Annotated in this window: 15 protein-coding genes; 7 read left to right on the top strand and 8 right to left on the bottom strand. The window is 66.7% G+C overall.

Features of this window, described 5'->3' with window-relative positions:
• Positions 1–13 precede the first annotated feature (13 nt).
• Both ACEN9K_RS20300 and ACEN9K_RS20295 read right to left on the bottom strand, forming a co-directional pair.
• Positions 14–478: a pyridoxamine 5'-phosphate oxidase family protein gene (locus ACEN9K_RS20300; RefSeq protein ID WP_018769992.1), complete on the bottom strand. Its 465-nt coding sequence runs from the start codon at positions 476–478 to the stop codon at positions 14–16.
• Positions 479–537: 59 nt separating this feature from the next.
• A complete protein-coding gene (locus ACEN9K_RS20295) occupies positions 538–1,467 on the bottom strand; it encodes an aminodeoxychorismate lyase (RefSeq protein WP_495634947.1) in 930 nt (309 codons plus the stop codon).
• A gap of 94 nt (positions 1,468–1,561) precedes the next feature.
• Between ACEN9K_RS20295 and cls the strand changes: the two genes are divergently transcribed.
• Positions 1,562–3,037 carry a cardiolipin synthase gene (gene cls, locus ACEN9K_RS20290; protein WP_026265885.1) on the top strand — a complete coding sequence of 492 codons (1,476 nt, stop codon included), beginning with the start codon at positions 1,562–1,564 and terminating at the stop codon, positions 3,035–3,037.
• A gap of 26 nt (positions 3,038–3,063) precedes the next feature.
• Here the strand turns inward: cls and pabB are convergent, their stop codons facing one another.
• The 4 genes from pabB to ACEN9K_RS20270 all read right to left on the bottom strand — a co-directional run bounded on the left by pabB (position 3,064) and on the right by ACEN9K_RS20270 (position 7,674).
• Entirely contained in the window at positions 3,064–5,133 is a 2,070-nt protein-coding gene (gene pabB, locus ACEN9K_RS20285) for an aminodeoxychorismate synthase component I (RefSeq protein WP_495634946.1), read from the bottom strand.
• 341 nt (positions 5,134–5,474) lie between these two features.
• Entirely contained in the window at positions 5,475–6,008 is a 534-nt protein-coding gene (locus ACEN9K_RS20280; protein WP_495634945.1) for a low molecular weight protein-tyrosine-phosphatase, read from the bottom strand.
• Between the two features lie 153 nt (positions 6,009–6,161).
• On the bottom strand, positions 6,162–6,785 hold the full coding sequence (locus ACEN9K_RS20275) for a LysE family transporter (RefSeq protein ID WP_495634944.1): 624 nt from the start codon (positions 6,783–6,785) through the stop codon (positions 6,162–6,164).
• A 70-nt stretch (positions 6,786–6,855) separates the two neighbouring features.
• A complete protein-coding gene (locus ACEN9K_RS20270) occupies positions 6,856–7,674 on the bottom strand; it encodes a methyltransferase domain-containing protein (RefSeq protein ID WP_056391909.1) in 819 nt (272 codons plus the stop codon).
• A 228-nt stretch (positions 7,675–7,902) separates the two neighbouring features.
• On the opposite strand from ACEN9K_RS20270, the gene ACEN9K_RS20265 reads away from it, so the two are divergent.
• A complete protein-coding gene (locus ACEN9K_RS20265) occupies positions 7,903–9,936 on the top strand; it encodes a phytase (RefSeq protein ID WP_495634943.1) in 2,034 nt (677 codons plus the stop codon).
• 90 nt (positions 9,937–10,026) lie between these two features.
• Here ACEN9K_RS20265 and ACEN9K_RS20260 read toward each other — a convergent pair whose 3' ends face one another.
• The gene (locus ACEN9K_RS20260; RefSeq protein WP_495634942.1) at positions 10,027–10,539 is read right to left on the bottom strand and encodes a MarR family winged helix-turn-helix transcriptional regulator; all 513 of its coding nucleotides are present in this window, start codon (positions 10,537–10,539) and stop codon (positions 10,027–10,029) included.
• Positions 10,540–10,724: 185 nt separating this feature from the next.
• Between ACEN9K_RS20260 and ACEN9K_RS20255 the strand changes: the two genes are divergently transcribed.
• Positions 10,725–12,926, top strand: coding sequence for an MMPL family transporter (locus ACEN9K_RS20255; protein ID WP_056392092.1), 2,202 nt, complete (start codon positions 10,725–10,727; stop codon positions 12,924–12,926).
• Between the two features lie 30 nt (positions 12,927–12,956).
• On the opposite strand, the gene ACEN9K_RS20250 is transcribed toward ACEN9K_RS20255, so the two are convergent.
• A complete protein-coding gene (locus ACEN9K_RS20250; RefSeq protein WP_268002112.1) occupies positions 12,957–13,886 on the bottom strand; it encodes an NAD-dependent epimerase/dehydratase family protein in 930 nt (309 codons plus the stop codon).
• A gap of 125 nt (positions 13,887–14,011) precedes the next feature.
• Here ACEN9K_RS20250 and ACEN9K_RS20245 point away from each other — a divergent pair, with 125 nt between their 5' ends.
• The 4 genes from ACEN9K_RS20245 to ACEN9K_RS20230 all read left to right on the top strand — a co-directional run bounded on the left by ACEN9K_RS20245 (position 14,012) and on the right by ACEN9K_RS20230 (position 18,102).
• The gene (locus ACEN9K_RS20245; RefSeq protein WP_056391907.1) at positions 14,012–14,764 is read left to right on the top strand and encodes a TetR/AcrR family transcriptional regulator; all 753 of its coding nucleotides are present in this window, start codon (positions 14,012–14,014) and stop codon (positions 14,762–14,764) included.
• A gap of 90 nt (positions 14,765–14,854) precedes the next feature.
• Positions 14,855–15,289 carry a hypothetical protein gene (locus tag ACEN9K_RS20240; protein ID WP_056391906.1) on the top strand — a complete coding sequence of 145 codons (435 nt, stop codon included), beginning with the start codon at positions 14,855–14,857 and terminating at the stop codon, positions 15,287–15,289.
• A gap of 233 nt (positions 15,290–15,522) precedes the next feature.
• Entirely contained in the window at positions 15,523–17,400 is a 1,878-nt protein-coding gene (dnaK, locus tag ACEN9K_RS20235; protein ID WP_018770004.1) for a molecular chaperone DnaK, read from the top strand.
• A 3-nt stretch (positions 17,401–17,403) separates the two neighbouring features.
• The gene (locus ACEN9K_RS20230) at positions 17,404–18,102 is read left to right on the top strand and encodes a nucleotide exchange factor GrpE (protein ID WP_018770005.1); all 699 of its coding nucleotides are present in this window, start codon (positions 17,404–17,406) and stop codon (positions 18,100–18,102) included.
• Positions 18,103–18,184 lie beyond the last annotated feature (82 nt).

Raw genomic sequence — 18,184 nt, 5'->3', positions numbered from 1 at the left:
CGTTGAGCGGCCGCTATTCGAATGACGCCCGGCGCCGGTCCTGGAGGCGGGTGTTCCAGACGTCCGGCCGGTTCACCTGGAACCTGCGTCCGGTCAGCGCCTTGGCGTTCAGCCTGACGTAGTTTGCCTTTTCGCCGGGCTGCCACGGCTCCAGGCCAAGGCTGTCCACCGCATCTTTGACGGCCTGGTCTTCGATGATCCCGGTATTGCCCCGCGCCACCACGCTCCAGGCCAGTTCGGTGGTGGGGTCGTAGCCGTCGATCTCCAGTGCGGCAGGGCGTTCCATTTTCGCGTCCCACAGTTTTGAGCCGGGTGCCGTGCGGAAGACGATGCTGCGCAGGTGGACAACGTAATTCACGGGGAAGATTTCCGGATGTCCGTCCACCACGATGGCCAGCCTGCCCACCGTGTCGGTGTCAAGGAGTTCCCAGCAGTCGTCAAAGGACAGTTTTTCGATCGGCAGCTTGTGCGAGTCCATGGTGCACACCTTACGGGTGATGCCGGGGCGGGAAAAGGGCCGGCCCTGCCTGTTGCGGGCTAATGGATGCCGGCGAAAAGTCCGCTCAGTTCTGTGGTCAGTTCCTTTTGCACAGACGGGGTGCCGATCTCCCTGCCGTCAATCCGGTTCACGGGCGCCAGCAGGCGGACACTGGAGATCAGCCAGACCGCGTCTGCGTCCAGGAGGTCCTGTGGCACCAGCGGCCCGTAGCCCAGTTCCCAGCCCGCCGCCTTGGCGGCAGCAAAGAGAGCCCCCTGTGACGTTCCAGGCAGGATGCCGCTGTCCAGCTGTGGTGTGATGAGGCGCTTCACTGTTGTGCCGTCGTCGGACTTCTCCACATGCGCCAGCAGCACCGTGGAGGTGGGCCCTTCCAGGACCCGGCCATCGGAGGACGTGAAGATGACGTCGTCGGCGCCCTGTTTATGCGCGTGGCGCAGCGCTGCCATGTTGACGGCGTAGGAGAGCGTCTTGGCGCCCAGAAGCAGCCAGGGTGCCCGTTCGGCCACGTCACTGTCGTAGCCGCGGTCAAGGAGGATGACGTCGACGCCCGTTTCCCGCTGGCGGCGGGCGGCAGCTCCGGCCGGTGAGGCCTGGACCCAGGCGGTGGGGGCGGGCGCGCCTTCCACGCCGCGGGTCACCACCAGTTTGACCACCAGTTCATCTGCCGCCGGGTCTGCCGGCGGGTTCTCCGAACGGTGCCGGGCAACGGCAGCGGCAATGGCGCGCCGCCACGCATCCTGGTCCGGGATGTCCAGGTCCAGCGCCGCGGCGGATCCGCCAAGCCGGTCCAGGTGGGCCTGCATCTTCCGCACCGTTCCCCCAACCGCCAGCATGGTTTCGAACACGCCGTCGCCGCGCGTGACGCCAAGGTCCGTGACCAGCAGCTGGGGCTGGGAGGCATCCGCCACCCTGCCGTCGGGGAAGGCGGGGTCAAGGAAAACGAGAACCACGGGGGCTGGAGAGCTCATGGCACCAGCTTAGTGCGGCACCGCGGATAAGCTGGGCAGAGCGCCCCGGCCGGAAACCGTTCCCCGGGGCCCAACCTCCCCGGGAGTTATTGACGTGTTGTGGCCTTTTTCGCTTGCCGGCACCGCGCCGACGTGGGTTGTGGTGCTCCTGGGCTTCGCCGACCTTGTCATCAGGGTCCTGGCACTGGGCATCATCCCCGGCAACAGGCGGCCCACCACGGCGATGGCCTGGCTCCTGGGCATCTTCTTTATCCCATTCGTGGGCATCGCGCTGTTCCTGCTGTTTGGAAACTTCCAGCTGTCCAGCCGCCGCCGCGCCCAGCAGGAGCAGGTCAACGACAGGGTGCGGGCCGGCATCACCGCCCTCTCGGACGTGGACAGCGACTACCCCGGCCCCGAGTGGGTCAAGTCCGCCGCCGAGCTCAACCGCACCCTGGGTTCGCTGCCCATGGTGGACAACAACTCCGTTGACCTCATCCCCGGCTACCCGGATTCCATCCTGGCCATGACCCACGCGGTGCGGAAGGCGAAGAAGTTCGTCAACGCCGAGTTCTACATCATGAGCTCCGACCACGTCACCAACGACCTGCTCACGGCCATGGAAGAGGCCGCCGAGCGGGGCGTGGAAGTGCGGCTCCTGTTCGACCACATCGGCACGCTGCGCATCAAGGGCTACCGGAAGCTGCTGAAGCGCCTGAGGGCCGGCAAGATCCAGTGGAAGCGGATGCTTCCCCTCCTGCCCATCCATGGCCAGTGGCGCCGGCCGGACCTGCGCAACCACCGCAAGATCATGGTGATCGACGGCGAAATCGCCTTCACGGGGTCGCAGAACCTGATCGAGCCCTCCTACAACAACCCGCGCCACCGCAAGGCCGGCCGCGAGTGGGTGGAGCTGATGGCGTGCCTGCGCGGGCCCATCGTGACCACCCTGAACGTCGTCTTCGCCACCGACTGGCTGAGCGAGACCGACGAATCCCTGGAACACCAGTTGCAGCTCCCCGCGAATCCGGAGCCCGGCCACGTCACGGCCCAGGTGGTGCCCAGCGGTCCCGGGTTCATCACGGAAAACAACCTCCGGCTCTTCAACACGCTCATCTACTCCGCGCAGCACCGGATCTCCATTTGCAGCCCCTATTTCGTTCCGGACGATTCACTGCTGTACGCCATCACCACGGCAGCGCAGCGCGGCGTCGACGTGGAGCTGTTCGTGTCCGAGAAGGGCGACCAGTTCCTGGTCCACCACGCCCAGCGCTCCTACTATGAGGCGCTCCTTGAGGCCGGCGTGCGGATCTACCTCTACAAGGCGCCGTTCGTGCTGCACGCCAAGCACTTCACCATCGACGACGAGGTGGCCGTCCTGGGTTCCAGCAACATGGACATGAGGTCCTTCTCGCTGAACCTCGAGGTCTCCGTGATGCTCCTGGGCGAGGACATCGTGAACAAGATGCGGGCGGTGGAGGACACCTACCGGGACATCTCCCATGAGCTGAAGCTGGCAGACTGGCTGAACCGGCCGCTCGCCGCGCGCTATGTGGACAACGTGGCACGGCTGACGGCCACGGTGCAGTAGGACGGCCGTGCCTCCCTAAACCCGGGTCAGTCTTCGGGAAACTCCGCCCCCAGGGTGGAGAGCACCCCGTAGGCCTTGGTGCGGATCTCCTCATATTCGTCGTCCGGGTCGGAGTCCGAGGTGATGGCACCGCCGACGCCGAGCGACAGTTCCGCGGTTCCGTCGCCAGCCGTGCTGACCACCAGGGTCCGGATGGCGACGGCGAGATCCGCCGCCGCGTTGAGCGAGAAGTAGCCGATGGCACCTGAATAGATCCCCCGCGGCCCTGCCTCCAGGTCGTCAAGGATGGCCATGGTGCTGATCTTCGGAGCGCCCGTCATGGAGCCGGCCGGGAAGCAGGCCGCCACCGCCTCTGCCCGTGGTGCTCCGGGCAGGAGGTGGGCGTCGATGGTGCTGACCATCTGGTGGACGGTGGCGTAGCTCTCGATGGCGCAAAGCCTGCTGACCGTAACGGAGCCAGGCATGGCGAAGTGGCTGAGGTCGTTGCGCAGCAGGTCCACGATCATGATGTTCTCGGCCCTGTCCTTGACGGAGGTGGCCAGGTCCGTCCGCAGGCGGCTGTCCTCCTGCGGGTCGGCAGCCCGGCGCCGGGTGCCCTTGATCGGTTCGGCGCGCATTCCGCCGTCGGACCCTATCTTCAGGAACCGCTCGGGCGAGGTGCTGGCCACGGCAACGTTTCCCAGCCGGAGGTAACTGGCGAACGGGGCCGGGTTCCTGCTGCGGAGCGACAGGTAGGTGGCCCATGGATCCAGCGAGCCGGCCGGGACAGTGGCTTCTAGGGTGGTGGTCAGGCACACTTCGTAGGTGTTTCCCTGGGCGATCTGATGCTGTGCGGCGGCAATCTTCTCCCGGTACCGTGCCCCGGTGTCCCGGCTGCGGAAAGTGGGCGGTGTGGTGGGACGCACGACGCCGGTGCTGCCGCCGGCTTCCTGCGTTGGGTCCGCGGCGGCTTCCACGGCTGCCCGCGCCTCCACCAGCCACCCGCCGGCGTCCGGTGCCTCCAGGGCCAGGAGCCAGGCCGTGCCTTCGGCGTGGTCCAGGACCACCGCTCGGCCCGCGAAGATCAGGGCTGCGTCCGGCGTGGGCGCGGAAAGATCGCTGCCGCCGGTTTCGCGTTTCAGCTCATACCCCAGGCAGCCCAGCCAGCCCAGGGTGAATTCGCCGGGGTAGCCCTCGGGGGTCCGCACCGCCCGGCGGCCCCAGACGGTGTCGAGCCAGCGGAAGAAGGGGCCGGGAACGTTGGCAGTGGACGAGCCGGCGCTGATCCGGCTCACACCGCCACGGTGGGTGACGCACTGGCCGAATGTGCCGCCGTCGTCCGCCATGATGCTGAACCGGCTGCGCTCTGCGGCAGTCCGCTGTACAGGATCCGTGCTGTCCGGTCTGCTGCCTGTGTTGGAGGAGTCCAGCCAGACGGCGTTGCCAGAGCCGCCATACAGTGAGTGGAACAGGGTGGGTGCGTCCGGGGCGGCTTCAATGCGCTCGGCATGAAGGCGAAGGCCGCGGCGGGCTGACAACTCGGGGGCGAGGACCGGAGCCAGGGCGGGCAGGTAGGGGAGGAGTTGGAGGAGGTCCGCGGGGGCTGAGCCGTCGGCGAGGTTCCGGACGCGGAGGTCCGCGTGGCCGGGGACGTCGTCGCGGCCCAGCCACTCTTCCTCCTGGGCTGCCCAGAGGTCCCAGTACGGTTCATATGTTGCGCCGTCGCGCTCCAGTGCCCGGGTCCGCCGGACGTCGTCCGGGGATTCCGCCCAGATCACCGCGCCCAGCATGGGGCGGGCGGCCTCGGCGGCGGCCCCCACTCCCTCAACGATGACGATCTCCGCAGGCAGCGTCACCCGGGCGTCGCCGTCGTAGTGGTTAGCCCAGTCCCAGCTGGTCCAGGAGGCCGCCTGCCCCCGGCTCAGCGGGGTGAGGACCGTGGAGACGTAGCGTTCAATGCCCGCCGCCAGTCCGTCCCAACCCGGGTAGATGTCCTCAAGGTGGAACAGCGAGACCTTGTGGTGCGCCCGGAGCCGGGCCGCGAGCTCGACGGCGAGGGTGGTCTTGCCTGCGCCGGAGCGCCCGTCGATGGCGATGATGACGGGGGCTGGGCTCATGGACTAGAGCGTACCGTTTTCCGTTGCACCCTTTCACCCGTGGGGCAGTTGCTGCGCCGATGCGTGACGGCCGCTGCTCAGGTGGCCGCCCAGGAACCCGCTCACCAGCAGCAGGACAGCCCCTGCCCTCGCCAGGCGGCGTTGGCGCCGGCATGCACGATGCCTGCACGCTTCAGGGCGCGGTCCTTGCCGGGCCATGTCGCCCAGCCGGAGACTCTGCCTCTTCCAGTGTGGCGAGGAGCCGTGCGTACTTGCCGGATGTGCTGGGAAAGCCGTCCAGGCAGCAAGAAAATACTCCTGGTGCCGCTGGATTGCACCGTCTTTTGAAGAGTTTTTGGTGCCTAGTGCGGCTGCAGCTGGGTGTTCCGAAGGACCGCGGACCTGATGTGCTGGACCAGGCCGGGCAGGGCTGCATGGATCTGGTGCCAGACGGCGTCGAAATCCGCGTGGCCGCCGTACCAGGGGTCCTCGATGCCCTGATCCAGGCGGTCCCGCTCCGCCATGGTGGGATCGAAGCTGCGGAGCATCCGGATCTTGTCCAGGGATTCCCGGTCCGGCGCCGCCTCCGTGAGCCAGGCGTAGTGGTCGATGTCCAGGGCCAGGATCAGGTCGCGCTCGCGGAACCACCCGGGTTCCCACTCGCGGGCCACGTGGTGGTCCGAGGCCAGCTGGGTTGCGGCGAGCCGGCGGGCGGCGCGGGGATCAATGGGCCGGCCCGCCTCGTAACCGGTGGTGCCGGCGGAGTCCACCTCCACCAGGCCGTCAAGGCCCTCGCGTTCAAGCGCTGCCTTGAGCATGAGCTCGGCCATGGGGGACCGGCAGATATTGCCCGTGCAGACGGTGATGACGCGATATGCGCTCGACGCTGAGTTCATGCCCCTAAGCATGCGCGCTTCCGAACGCTCTTGGCTAGCCGCCTGTTCACAAAGTTTTACGGGTTTGTAAAGATGCATGACTAACGCCCGAATGGGTACGTCACACGCTGGTGCTACGTCACACGCTGGTGCCGAGTTTGGTGGGTACCTGGTTCAGTGGATCAGGGCCAGCAGGATACCCACACCCACGAACAGGACACCGAACACCCTGCTGAGGACCATTTGGCCCTGTTCCGTGTTGGTGAAGCGCTGGAATGACCTGGCAGCCGCCGCAAAGAAGAACCACATCACCAGGATGTCGATGACAACGATTGTCGCCGTCAACACGGCGTACTGGGTGAACAGGGGCAGGTCGGGCCGGATGAACTGGGGAGTGAAGGCGAGGAAGAACACGATCGCCTTCGGGTTCAACAGGTTGACCCAGAAGCCGCGCCGGAAAATGGACCACGCGGGTTCGTTGCGAAGGGCAGCTGCCTGCTCCTGGGCCACCGTGGGCTTGCTCAGGAACTGGCGGATGCCCAGGTACACCAAATAGGCCGCGCCCGCGTAACGGATCACGTTGAAGGCAAGGGGGGAACTGGCCACCAGCACCCCGACGCCCAGGGCCACGATCAGGACGTGCACCATCAGCGCAGCCTGCTGGCCCAGGATTCCCCAGATGGACCGGCGGAACCCCGCGTTCAGCGAGTTGCTCATGGTGTTGATGGCCCCGGCGCCCGGGGTGAAGCTGATCAGGGCGCCGGCACCTGCCAGGGTCAGCCAGAGGGAAAATTGCACTGAACAATCCTACGGTGGCAATTGGCTGCCCCTTTTTCAGTCCCTGTGCTGCTGTCTGGGCAACCAGGGATCAGGCCCGGGCGATGACCTCACCGTTTGGGATCAGGAACCATCCGTCGTCCGTGGAGCCCCAGCGGTGCCAGCCTGCAGAGATACGGGCAAGGTCGGCCGGGTTGGCAAACCCGTACTCCAGCGCCTGCTCGGCGAAGGCTGAGTGGAGCACCCGCTCACCCCAGACGCGCGCCTGCCAGCGCCGCTGCTGCGCGGTGGCGTAAAGCCAGTTGCTGCTGGTGGGGGCGACGTCGGTGAATCCCGCAGCCTGTGCCCAGCTGACCAGCCGCCGCCCGGCGTCGGGTTCTGCACCGTTCCGGCGGGCAATCCGCTGGTACAGGTCCATCCACTCGTCCAGTTCCGGAATGGCGGGGTACCAGCTCATGCCGTGGAAGTCGGCGTCGCGCACTGCCACGATGCCGCCGGGCTTGGCCACCCTCCGCATCTCCCTGAGGGCCTCAACGGGATCGGTCAGGTGCTGGAGCACCTGGTGGGCATGGACGACGTCGAACGTTTCGTCGGCGAAGTCGAGGTCGTAGATGTTGCCGGCAACGAATTCAACGTTGGGTACTTCCCTCTCGGTGGCGAGGGCCTGCGCCTGGGCGATGATGTCAGGTGAGCGGTCCAGGCCCGTGACCTTGCCGGGGCTGACCAGGGCGGCGAAGTCGCAGGTGATGGTGCCGGGGCCGCAGCCCACATCGAGCAGCGACTTACCAGGCGTGAGGTGCGGGAGGACAAACGCCGCGGAGTTTTCGGCGGTACGGGCGGCATGGGCGCGGACCACCGATTCGTGGTGGCCGTGCGTGTAAACGTCGTCTTCAGGCTGCTGCGCACTCATAACCAAACGCTACCCCCAACCTGCATTGCATGAGCGGACGCCCGGTCCGCGTCATGCAGCCCCCGGAAGGCGGGCCCGAAGGTATGGGTGCTATCCCCGTATCCCCCTGCCTGCGGCCGGGAATACGATGGCCCTCCAGCCGGCGCCGGGCTCCTGACCTCGCTGGACGTTCCATGACACCGCCGTTGCCGCCGAATAGGTGCGGCAACCAGTATTGGGGAGGCAAGAGTGACGCTCAAATCGAGGTTGGCTGCCGGATTGACGGTAGGCGGACTGCTGTCCGGACTGCTCGCGGGACTGGGTGCCCCGGCGGCAAACGCGGCCGTGGCACAGGTGAATGCGACGGTGGAAACTGCCCCAATGCACGGAACGGGGGACGCTGCGGACGACGCAGCGATCTGGATCCATCCCACCGACCCGTCGAAGAGCACCATCATCGGCACGGACAAGAGCACGGATGGCCACGGTCTGGTGGTCTATGACCTGTCGGGCCGGGAACTGTTCTATTACCCCGACGGGCGGATGAACAATGTGGACGTCCGCTACAACTTTCCCCTCGGCAGCAGCCGAGTGGGCCTGGTGGGTGTCAGCAACCGGGTCCGGAGCCTTGACTTCTACAAGGTCAACGAGGCCGACCGTTCGCTCACCAAGGTGGGCAGCTTTGCGCCGACCTCCAACATCGCCACACCCCGCGGGTTCTCCTTCTATCACTCGCCGGACACCGGCAAGTACTTTGCCTACGTCACTGACGTTGGCAAGGTCGAGCAGTGGGAGCTTGACGGCTCCACCGGATCGGTCACCGGCAAGCTCGTGCGCAGCTGGACCGTAAGCGGCCCCGCCCACACCGAGGGCCTGGTGGCCGATGACGAGATGAAACGGCTCTACATTGCGCAGGAGGATATCGGCGGAATCTGGCGGTACGGGGCTGAACCCGGGGATTCAACCGCGGGGACGAAGGTTGTCAGCACCACCGAGAATGGCGGGGACATCGTCCAGGACATCAAGGGCATCAGCATCTACTACGGCAGCGGGGGCGCCGGCTACCTGCTGGCAGCAAGCCAGGGCTCCAACCGGTTCCACGTCTACTCCCGCGACGACAACCGGCCATTGGGGGCCTTCGCCATCCCGGCCGGTAACGGAATCGACGCTGTCACGGGCATGGACGGCATAGACGTCACCAACTTCGGGGTTGGGGGCCCGTTCCCCCAGGGTTTCTTTGTCACCCAGGACACCAGCAACGACACCGGCAAGCAGAACTTCAAGCTCGTACCATGGCAGTCCATCGCAGCCGCCTACGTACCTGCCCTGCTCGTCGATGCGGCCTACGACCCCCGGAAGGTCGGGGCCGGCACCTCCACTCCGCCTCCGCCGGGGGACACCACGCCGCCCGAGACAACCATCACTTCCGGACCGCCCGCGACAACGACGTCGACCAGTGCCTCCTTCGCATTCACCTCGAGTGAGGCCAATTCAACCTTCCAGTGCAGCCTGGACGGCGCGGCGCGGACAGCGTGCACCTCGCCACAGACGTACTCCGGACTGGCGGTTGCATCGCATAACTTCAGCGTGTGGGCCACCGACGCTGCCGGCAATACGGACGCCACGGCGGCCACGCAGGCCTGGAGCGTCACCTCCGGCAACACCGGCGGTGGCGGCACCATCGTCCGCGAGTCAGTGAGCCAGGCCGTGAACACCACGGCAACCACCACCCTCAGGATCCCCAAGCCGGCCAATGTCGCGCAGGGCGACCTGCTGGTCAGCTGCGTGTCCCTCACGGGCGGTACCATCGCAACGTCAGGTGTCCCCGCCGGGTGGACAGTGCTGGCATCGGTGACCAATATCGCGAACCCCAAGGTCTACGGCTACTACAAAGTCGCCACCGGGACCGAGCCGGCGGATTATGCCTGGACCACCTCTTCGACGACGAGCGGGGGAGGCATCGCCAGGTATTCCGGCGCCTCAGGGCCCGACACCGCTGCCACGTCCGGCTCGGGCGCGGCGGCATCGTCGGGATCCATTCCAGCGGTGGCCACCACGGCCGCGAACGCGATGCTGGTGGGATGCATGAGCGTCAACTCAAGCTCCGTGACCCTGACTTCGCCGGCCGGGATGTCCCAGGCAGTGGAAACCGGTGCGCGCCGCTTCGAAGTTGCGGATGGCATCCAGGCGGCAGCGGGGCCAAGCGGGGCGAAGACGTGGAACTTCAGTGCGGCCCGCGAGTGGGCCGGGTGGCTGGTGGCGCTTCGACCCAAGGCGCCTTAGTCCCCGGGCGCCGCCCTGATTGGGGGAAGCAGGAAGGGCCGTCTTCGGAAATCCGAAACGGCCCTTTCCTGCGCTTTCCGGGAATGTCACCTAGCCATCGGCGGACTCGCTCCGGGCAGCCACCGTGGCCTCCACCATTGCGGTCATGAAGCGTGTGACTGTTTCCAGCTCGTCTTGCGAGAAGTCCGCCATGGCGCTGCCCATGTGCTGGGCCAGGGGAGCGAAGACAGCGCCCCCGTCCTGGAAGGCCTTGGGGGTCATCTTCAGCTGGACCTGGCGCCGGTCCGTGCTGTTCCGCTCGCGCACGATATGCCCCGAGTGGTCCAGTCGGTCGATGAGGGCGGTGGTGGCAGGCGAGCTCAGGTTCAGCTCTTTGCGCAGGACCCCGGGCGTCACCACGCTCCCGGCGGCCGTGTGCCGCATGATGACGGCGAGGGCATTCATGTCCGTGCGGTGCATGTCCTTCCTGCCGCCGGCGACATCCACATAGCGGTTGGCCTCCATGGTGAACTCCTGCAGGAGGCGGACCAGCGGGTGTGGCGGACCGCCGGGAGGGCCGCCGGATGGTCCTGGTGCCGCGCCAGCTGACGTCTTGCGTGCCATGCCCACCTCCCTGCCTTCCTGGTTCCACGCCCACACTTCCGTCCGGCCGTCCTGACGGATATTACTGCAGGCCCGGCATTCGTCCCCTACCTGCCGAATAAAGCTTGGCAGCCACTTATCTCTATGGTGGAGATAATCTATGCTGGAACAAATACTACTCCACCCGCTTATCGATGGAAGGCGCCATGAACCGCAATAAAGTTGCCAAGGAGCGAGTCCCTTTCTGGCTGCGCTGGCTGGTCCCTGTCGTCCTGGTGCTGACCTGGCTGGGTCTCGCCGGGGTCGGCGGCCCCACCTTCGGCCGGTTGGAGGAGGTCTCCTCCAACGATCAGGCGTCATTCCTGCCCGCCAGCGCCGAGGCCACCGAGGCGCAGGACTGGCAGGCAAAGTTCCGGGACTCGGATGAGGTCCCGGGGATCATCGTCATCGAGAAAAGCGAGGCTTTCACTCCCGCCCAGCTGGGGGAGCTGGCCACGCTCAAGACCAGCCTTGAAGACCTCAAGCTGGGCAGCACGGTGATCGGCCCGATTCCCTCCAAGGACGCCAAAGCGGTGCAGTTCGTGGTCCCGGTGGGGTCCTCGGTTGAGCTCAAGGATGCGGTCAAGGAACTCCGCGGGACTGTCACAGAAGCGGCCCCGGCAGGTGCCCAGACCTTCGTGACCGGCCCCGCCGGCCTTGCCGCCGACCTCACCGCAGCCTTCGGCGGCATTGACGGCATCCTCCTGCTGGTGGCCTTGTCCGCGGTGTTCGTCATCCTCCTCATCGTTTACCGGTCCCTGCTGCTGCCCATCATGGTGCTGCTGACCTCCGTGTTTGCCCTGTGCGCAGCAATCCTGCTGGTGTTCGGCATGGCCAAAGCCGGCTGGATCCAGCTCAACGGCCAAAGCCAGGGCATCCTCTCCATCCTGGTAATCGGCGCGGCCACGGACTACGCCCTGCTGTTCGTGGCACGCTTCCGGGAAGCTCTCACCCACACCACCAACCGCACCGCGGCTGTCCTGAACGCCTGGAAGGCGTCCTTCGAGCCCATCCTGGCCTCCGGCGCCACCGTGATCATCGCGCTGCTGTGCCTGCTCTTCTCCGACCTGAACTCCAACAAGGCGCTGGGACCGGTGGCGGCCGCAGGCATCCTGTGTGCCCTGTTCGCAGCGCTGACCCTGCTGCCCGCGCTGATGGCCCTGCTGGGCCGGGCAGCCTTCTGGCCGTTCCGTCCCAAGCTCCTCCCTGCAGACCAGCGTGAACCCGAACTGGTTACGGGCCTGGAAGGCCAGAAGGGGCTGTGGCGTGCCACCGGTTCGCTGGTAGCGCGGCGGCCCAGGACCGTCTGGGTGGCTTCGGTCCTCCTGCTGCTGGTTGCGGCAGGCGGCCTGTTCCAGCTGAAGGCCAACGGCGTACCGCAGACCGACGTCATCCTCACCGCCTCCAACGCCGTCGACGGCCAGGACGCACTGGCCCGCCATTTCGACGCCGGCAGCGGCAGCCCCGCCGTCGTGATTGCTGACCAGGCCAAGGCCGCCGAGGTGCTGGACCGCGTGAAAGCGGACGACGGCGTGGGCGAGGCCTACCTGCTGGGACCGGGCAGCGTCCCCATCACCGGAGCCCCCGGGGCTCCCAGCGCCCCGGACGTCCGCGAAGGAAAGGTGATCATCAACGCCACCCTCAACGACGCGGCGGACTCGCTGGAAGCGGAGGAAACCGTCAAGGCGCTGCGGGCCGGGGTGAAGGCCGTCGATCCCGGCGCCCTGGTGGGCGGCGTCACCGCTACGGCGCTGGACACCAACACCACCGCCCAGCACGACCTGGTGGTCATCATTCCGGTGGTCCTGGTGGTGATCCTCTTCATCCTGATGCTGCTGCTGCGCTCGATCGTGGCCCCGGTCCTGCTGGTGCTCTCCGTGGTGCTTTCCTACGCGGCGGCGCTCGGTGTGTCGGCCTTTGTCTTCAACAACATCCTTGGCTTCCCGGGCGCGGATGCGACGGTTCCGCTGTTTGGCTTCGTGTTCCTGGTGGCCCTGGGCGTGGACTACAACATCTTCCTGATGAGCCGGGTCCGTGAAGAGTCGCTCAAGCACGGCACCCGGCCCGGCATACTCCGTGGCCTGGTGGTGACTGGAGGGGTCATCACCTCCGCGGGCGTGGTGCTCGCGGCCACATTTGCAGCGCTTGGCGTCATTCCCATCATGTTCCTGGTGCAGTTGGCGTTCATAGTGGCGTTCGGTGTGCTGCTGGACACCGTCCTGGTGCGCTCGCTGCTGGTGCCGGCCCTGGCCTACGACATCGGACCGAAGATCTGGTGGCCCAGCAAGCTGGGGCGCGCGGACGGCGGGAATGCAGCCCGGCCGCGGGAGCCCGGCGTCGAGCCGCTGGAAGAAGTGCCCAGCCGCTGACCCTGCGCCAAAGCGCTAAAAATCGGAGCACTAACCCTGCTGCCGCCACCAGTCCACGGTGGCGGCAGCAGCCGTTTCCAGCGGAGTCGGACCGACTTCCAGGGCAGCCTGGGACGCGGCCGAGTCCATGATGAACGGCCGCTCAAACTGGTACAGCATCTCGGCCAGCTCGCGGGCGTCGGTTGAGAGCATCCCGGCGGTGCGGAGGGTCCAGCCGGGCAGGGCGCGCACCTTGGGCGCCGGCCGTCCTGCCGCGGCGGCGAAGGCGTGGGCCAGCTCCATCTGGGTAAGGGCCGGACCCGTGGGGGCGTGCCATACGGCATTCCAGGCGGAGGGCCTGTCCGCCGCCGCGATCATCGCCGTGGCCAGGTCCGGGACGTACGTGAACGAGTGCGGCTGCCGTGAGCTGCCCACCACGCTGACGTTCTTCCCCGCCAGGATGGGCACCACCATGCGCTCCCCGCCGTGCGCCATCCGGACGCGGGGACCAAAAAAGTCGCCTGCCACCACGCTCACCGTTGGCGTTGTGGCGGCCTCGCGGGCCCGGAGCAGCTCCGTCCGCACCCCGCGTTTGCCGCCCGCAGCGTGGCGCGGGCTGACCTCCGTCATCACGCTGTCCGGCTCGCTGTAGGAGTAGAGGCTTTCCGGGAATACGACGACGGCACCCGCTTGGTGCGCCGCAGTGAGGACCGCCTGCTCGGCGGCGGGAAGCTCCGCCCGCCATGCCGCGGCGGTGTACGCCGAGCCGTGAATGCAGTGGAAGACTGCCCGGGCGCCGGCCAGGGCTGATCGCAGAACCTCGGGATCCTTCGCATCACCGGCGATGAGCTCGATCAGCGGGTGCTGTGGTCCGCTGCCCGACCGCGTGAGGACGCGCACCTGCCGTCCCAGGTCTGCCAACTGTTCGGCCACCGTCCACCCCACCGGTCCCGCTCCGGTTACTACGTACACATCTGCCATTGTGGCCTCCTTGTTCCTTTTCCGAGAGCACTGCTCTCGGAAACAGCATGACCCTATAAGCCGGCTAAGTCAAGAGCGGTGCTCTCTTTTGATTCCGGCGCTCTCGTTTATGGCATGCTGGACCCGTGACTGACGTCGAAAAAACAGCCGGCACTGTTGTCCGCCCCCTCACCCCGCGGCAACGGGCACGGGCGCAAACCGTGGCGGATATCGTCCGCCTGGGGCGGCAGCACCTGGCAACGCACGGTGCGGCCGCTCTCTCCCTGCGGGCGGTGGCGAGGGACCTCGGGGTGGTGTCCTCCGCGGTCTACCGCTATGTGGAGAGCCGGGACGAGCTCCTGACCTTGTTGCTGATAGACGCCTTCGGCGAGCTTGGGGACGCGGTGGACGCCGCCGTCGCCCAAGCGCCGGAGGATGACCACACTGCCCGCTTCCGGGCGCTGGGCCGCGCGGTCCGGGAATGGGCCCTGCGCGAGCCTGCCAGCTACGCGCTCCTTTTTGGCAGCCCCGTGCCCGGCTACAGCGCCCCGGCGGAGCGCACGACGGGCCCGGGCACCAGGGTCATCGTCAGCCTCATCGGCATCCTGGATGCAGCTTCCCGGGCAGGGCAGCTGGCAGTTCCGGCCGAAGGCGCACCACAACTGCCGCCAACCCTGGGCAGGGACCTTGCCGCCATCCGTTCCGAGTTTGGCCTGGACCTTCCGGAGGAACTGGTGGCGAGGGGTGTCCTGGTGTGGAGCTCCCTCTTTGGTGCGGTCAGCTTCGAGGTGTTCAACCAGTACGGGCCGGATACCTTCCATGCGCCCGCTGACCTCTTCGACCATCACCTCGCCGTCCTGGCAGGCATCGCCGGCCTGCCGGCAGGGGCCTCCCGATAGGTGCCGGCGAAGCCCTGTTGGTGCGCGCGGGCCGTCGATAGACTGCCAGTGCGCCCGCATGGACGCGGAGCCTCGAAGGAGAGATGCACCATGACCGAGAACCCTGAAGTTGCAGCCGAGGAGCCCCGCAAGGGAAGCAGCGCGCCCGGACTGGAGGGTGAAGGCGGGCAGTACGTGGATGGTGACTATGGCGATGCCGGAGCCGTGGAAAGGCCGGCGGGCGAACGGGACGACCAGTATCCGGAAGGCAACTACGGCGATGCCGGAACAGTTGGGGCCCCTGCCGGAGGTGCGGGCGAAGGCGGGCAATACGTGGACGCGGACCATGGCGCCGCCGGTACCGTCAACGGGCCCGGGCGGGACCTTGCCGACGGCGAATACGAGGAAGGCGACTACGGGGAGGCCGGCACAGCCGGCGGCGCCCGAACAGAGGAGGCCGTCCGCGAAGGGCTTACCGACCGCCAGGTCCAGGCGACGGCGGAAGAGCGCGGCCCGCTGCACGGCGATCGGGACACGGAGCGCTGAGTAGCCCGGCGCCGCGTTCTCCTAAAGCGAACCCGCCTTCCGGCGTCGTAATTCTGCGCGCAGAAGCCCGCAAATCCAAGGAATACCGCGGCTGTTATCCGGCGCGGCATCCAAAGTTGAGCGGACTGCACTCAACTTTGGATTGACATCGGTGGCGCCCTGAGTAAAGTTGAGTGCAGAACGCTCAATGCTTAGGGCGCCAACGAGTTTCCAAGGAAAGAAGGAAGCAACACATGTCACGTGCAGTAGGTATCGACCTCGGAACCACCAACTCCGTCGTCTCCGTTCTCGAAGGTGGCGAGCCCACCGTTATTGCCAACGCCGAGGGTGGCCGCACCACGCCGTCGGTCGTTGCATTCTCCAAGTCCGGCGAGGTCCTGGTTGGCGAAATCGCCAAGCGCCAGGCCGTCAACAACATCGAGCGCACCATCGCTTCAGTCAAGCGCCACATGGGCACCGACTGGAAGGTGGACATCGACGCCAAGAAGTACACCCCGCAGGAAATTTCCGCGCGTATCCTCATGAAGCTGAAGAACGACGCCGAGTCCTACCTGGGTGAAAAGGTCACCGACGCCGTCATCACCGTCCCGGCCTACTTCAACGACGCCGAGCGCCAGGCCACCAAGGAAGCCGGCGAAATCGCAGGCCTGAACGTCCTGCGCATCGTCAACGAGCCCACCGCCGCGGCACTGGCCTACGGCCTGGACAAGGGCAAGGAAGACGAACTCATCCTGGTCTTCGACCTCGGTGGCGGCACCTTCGACGTCTCCCTGCTGGAAGTCGGCAAGGACGAAGACAACTTCTCCACCATCCAGGTCCGCGCCACCGCCGGTGACAACCGCCTGGGCGGCGACGACTGGGACCAGCGCGTCGTTGACTACCTGCTGAACCAGCTCAAGGTGAAGGGCATCGACCTCTCCAAGGACAAGATCGCCCTTCAGCGTCTCCGCGAAGCAGCTGAGCAGGCCAAGAAGGAACTCTCCTCCTCCACCAGCACCAACGTCTCGCTCCAGTACCTCTCCGTCACCCCCGACGGCCCGGTCCACCTGGACGAGCAGCTGACCCGCGCCAAGTTCCAGGACCTCACCAAGGACCTGCTGGAGCGCACCAAGAAGCCGTTCCACGACGTCATCAAGGAAGCCGGCATCAAGCTCTCCGACATCAACCACATCGTGCTGGTGGGCGGTTCAACCCGTATGCCCGCCGTCTACGACCTCGTGAAGGAACTGGCCGGCGGCAAGGAGCCCAACAAGGGCGTGAACCCGGACGAGGTCGTCGCAGTCGGCGCAGCCCTGCAGGCCGGCGTGCTGAAGGGTGAGCGCAAGGACGTCCTCCTGATCGACGTCACCCCGCTGTCCCTCGGCATCGAAACCAAGGGTGGCGTGATGACGCACCTGATCGAGCGCAACACCGCCATCCCCACCAAGCGGTCCGAGACCTTCACCACGGCGGATGACAACCAGCCGTCCGTGGCGATCCAGGTCTTCCAGGGCGAGCGCGAGTTCACCCGCGACAACAAACCGCTGGGCACGTTCGAACTCACCGGCATCGCCCCGGCACCGCGCGGTATTCCGCAGATCGAGGTCACCTTCGACATCGACGCGAACGGCATTGTGCACGTCTCCGCCAAGGACAAGGGCACCGGCAAGGAGCAGTCCATGACCATCACCGGTGGCTCCAGCCTCTCCAAGGAAGACATCGACCGGATGGTCCGCGACGCCGAGGAGCACGCAGCCGAGGACAAGGCGCGCCGCGAGGCAACCGACACCCGCAACACGGCCGAGCAGCTTGCCTACTCCGTGGACAAGCTGATCGCCGACAACGCGGACAAGCTGCCCGAAGAGGTCAAGACCGAGGTCCAGGCCGACGTCGACAGCCTCAAGAAGGCCCTTGAGGGCACCGACGACGCCGCTGTGAAGTCCGCGTTCGAGAAGCTGCAGGCTTCCCAGACCAAGCTGGGCGAGGCCATCTACGCCCAGGCCGGTTCGCCGGACGGCGCAGGCGCTGCAGGTGCTGCAGGTGCTGAAGGTGCCGCCGGAGCTTCGGCAGGTTCCAAGGACGAGGACATCGTCGACGCCGAAATCATCGACGAAGACGAAGCGAAGAAGTAACCCATGCCGCACCACGGTAACGAGGAAGAGCACAACACATCCGCAAGCCAGCAGAACACGCAGGGCAACGGCCAGGAGCCCGTCATTCGGGACAACCGCAAGGTTGACCCGGTGACCGGGCAGGCCCGGCACCCCGAGGGCGGCCAGTCCGCTCCGGGGGCCGGTTCCCGGGCCGGGGCAGCAGATTCCGACGGCGACGCGCTGGCCCAGGCCGAGGAGATTCTCAACGGCGTGGACGTGCCGGCCGAGGAATCCGTGGCCCAGGGTGCGCCCGCAGGGTCCGCCGGCGCCGAGGCAGCCGAACTGCGCAACGACCTGCTCCGCCTTCAGGCTGAGTACGTCAACTACCGCAAGCGCGTTGAACGCGACCGTGCCGTGGCAGGGGAAATGGCCGTCATCGGCGTCCTGAATTCCCTGCTCCCGGTTCTGGACGACGTCGACGCCGCACGGCAGCACGGTGACCTCACCGACGGCCCCTTCGCCGCGATCGCCACCAAACTGGAGAACGCGCTGAAGACCTACGGCCTGGTCCGCATCGACGAAACCGGCGTGGAGTTCGATCCCACGATCCACGAAGCCCTGATCCAGCAGCCCGGCGAGGACATCGAGGTTGACACCGTCAGCCAGGTCCTCCGCTCCGGCTACAAGTCAGGCGACCGTGTCCTCCGCGCAGCCCAGGTGATCGTGGCCGTCCCGGCTTAGTTGCCCCTCGCCTCCGCGGATGAGGGGGTCCCGCCCGGGCCCCCTCATCCGCTCCGGCGTTCAGCGGTAATCTCGCCCTAAC

The sequence above is a fragment of the Pseudarthrobacter sp. Pseusp20 genome, from assembly GCF_059492155.1.
This window is presented reverse-complemented; position numbering and strand designations above follow the sequence as displayed.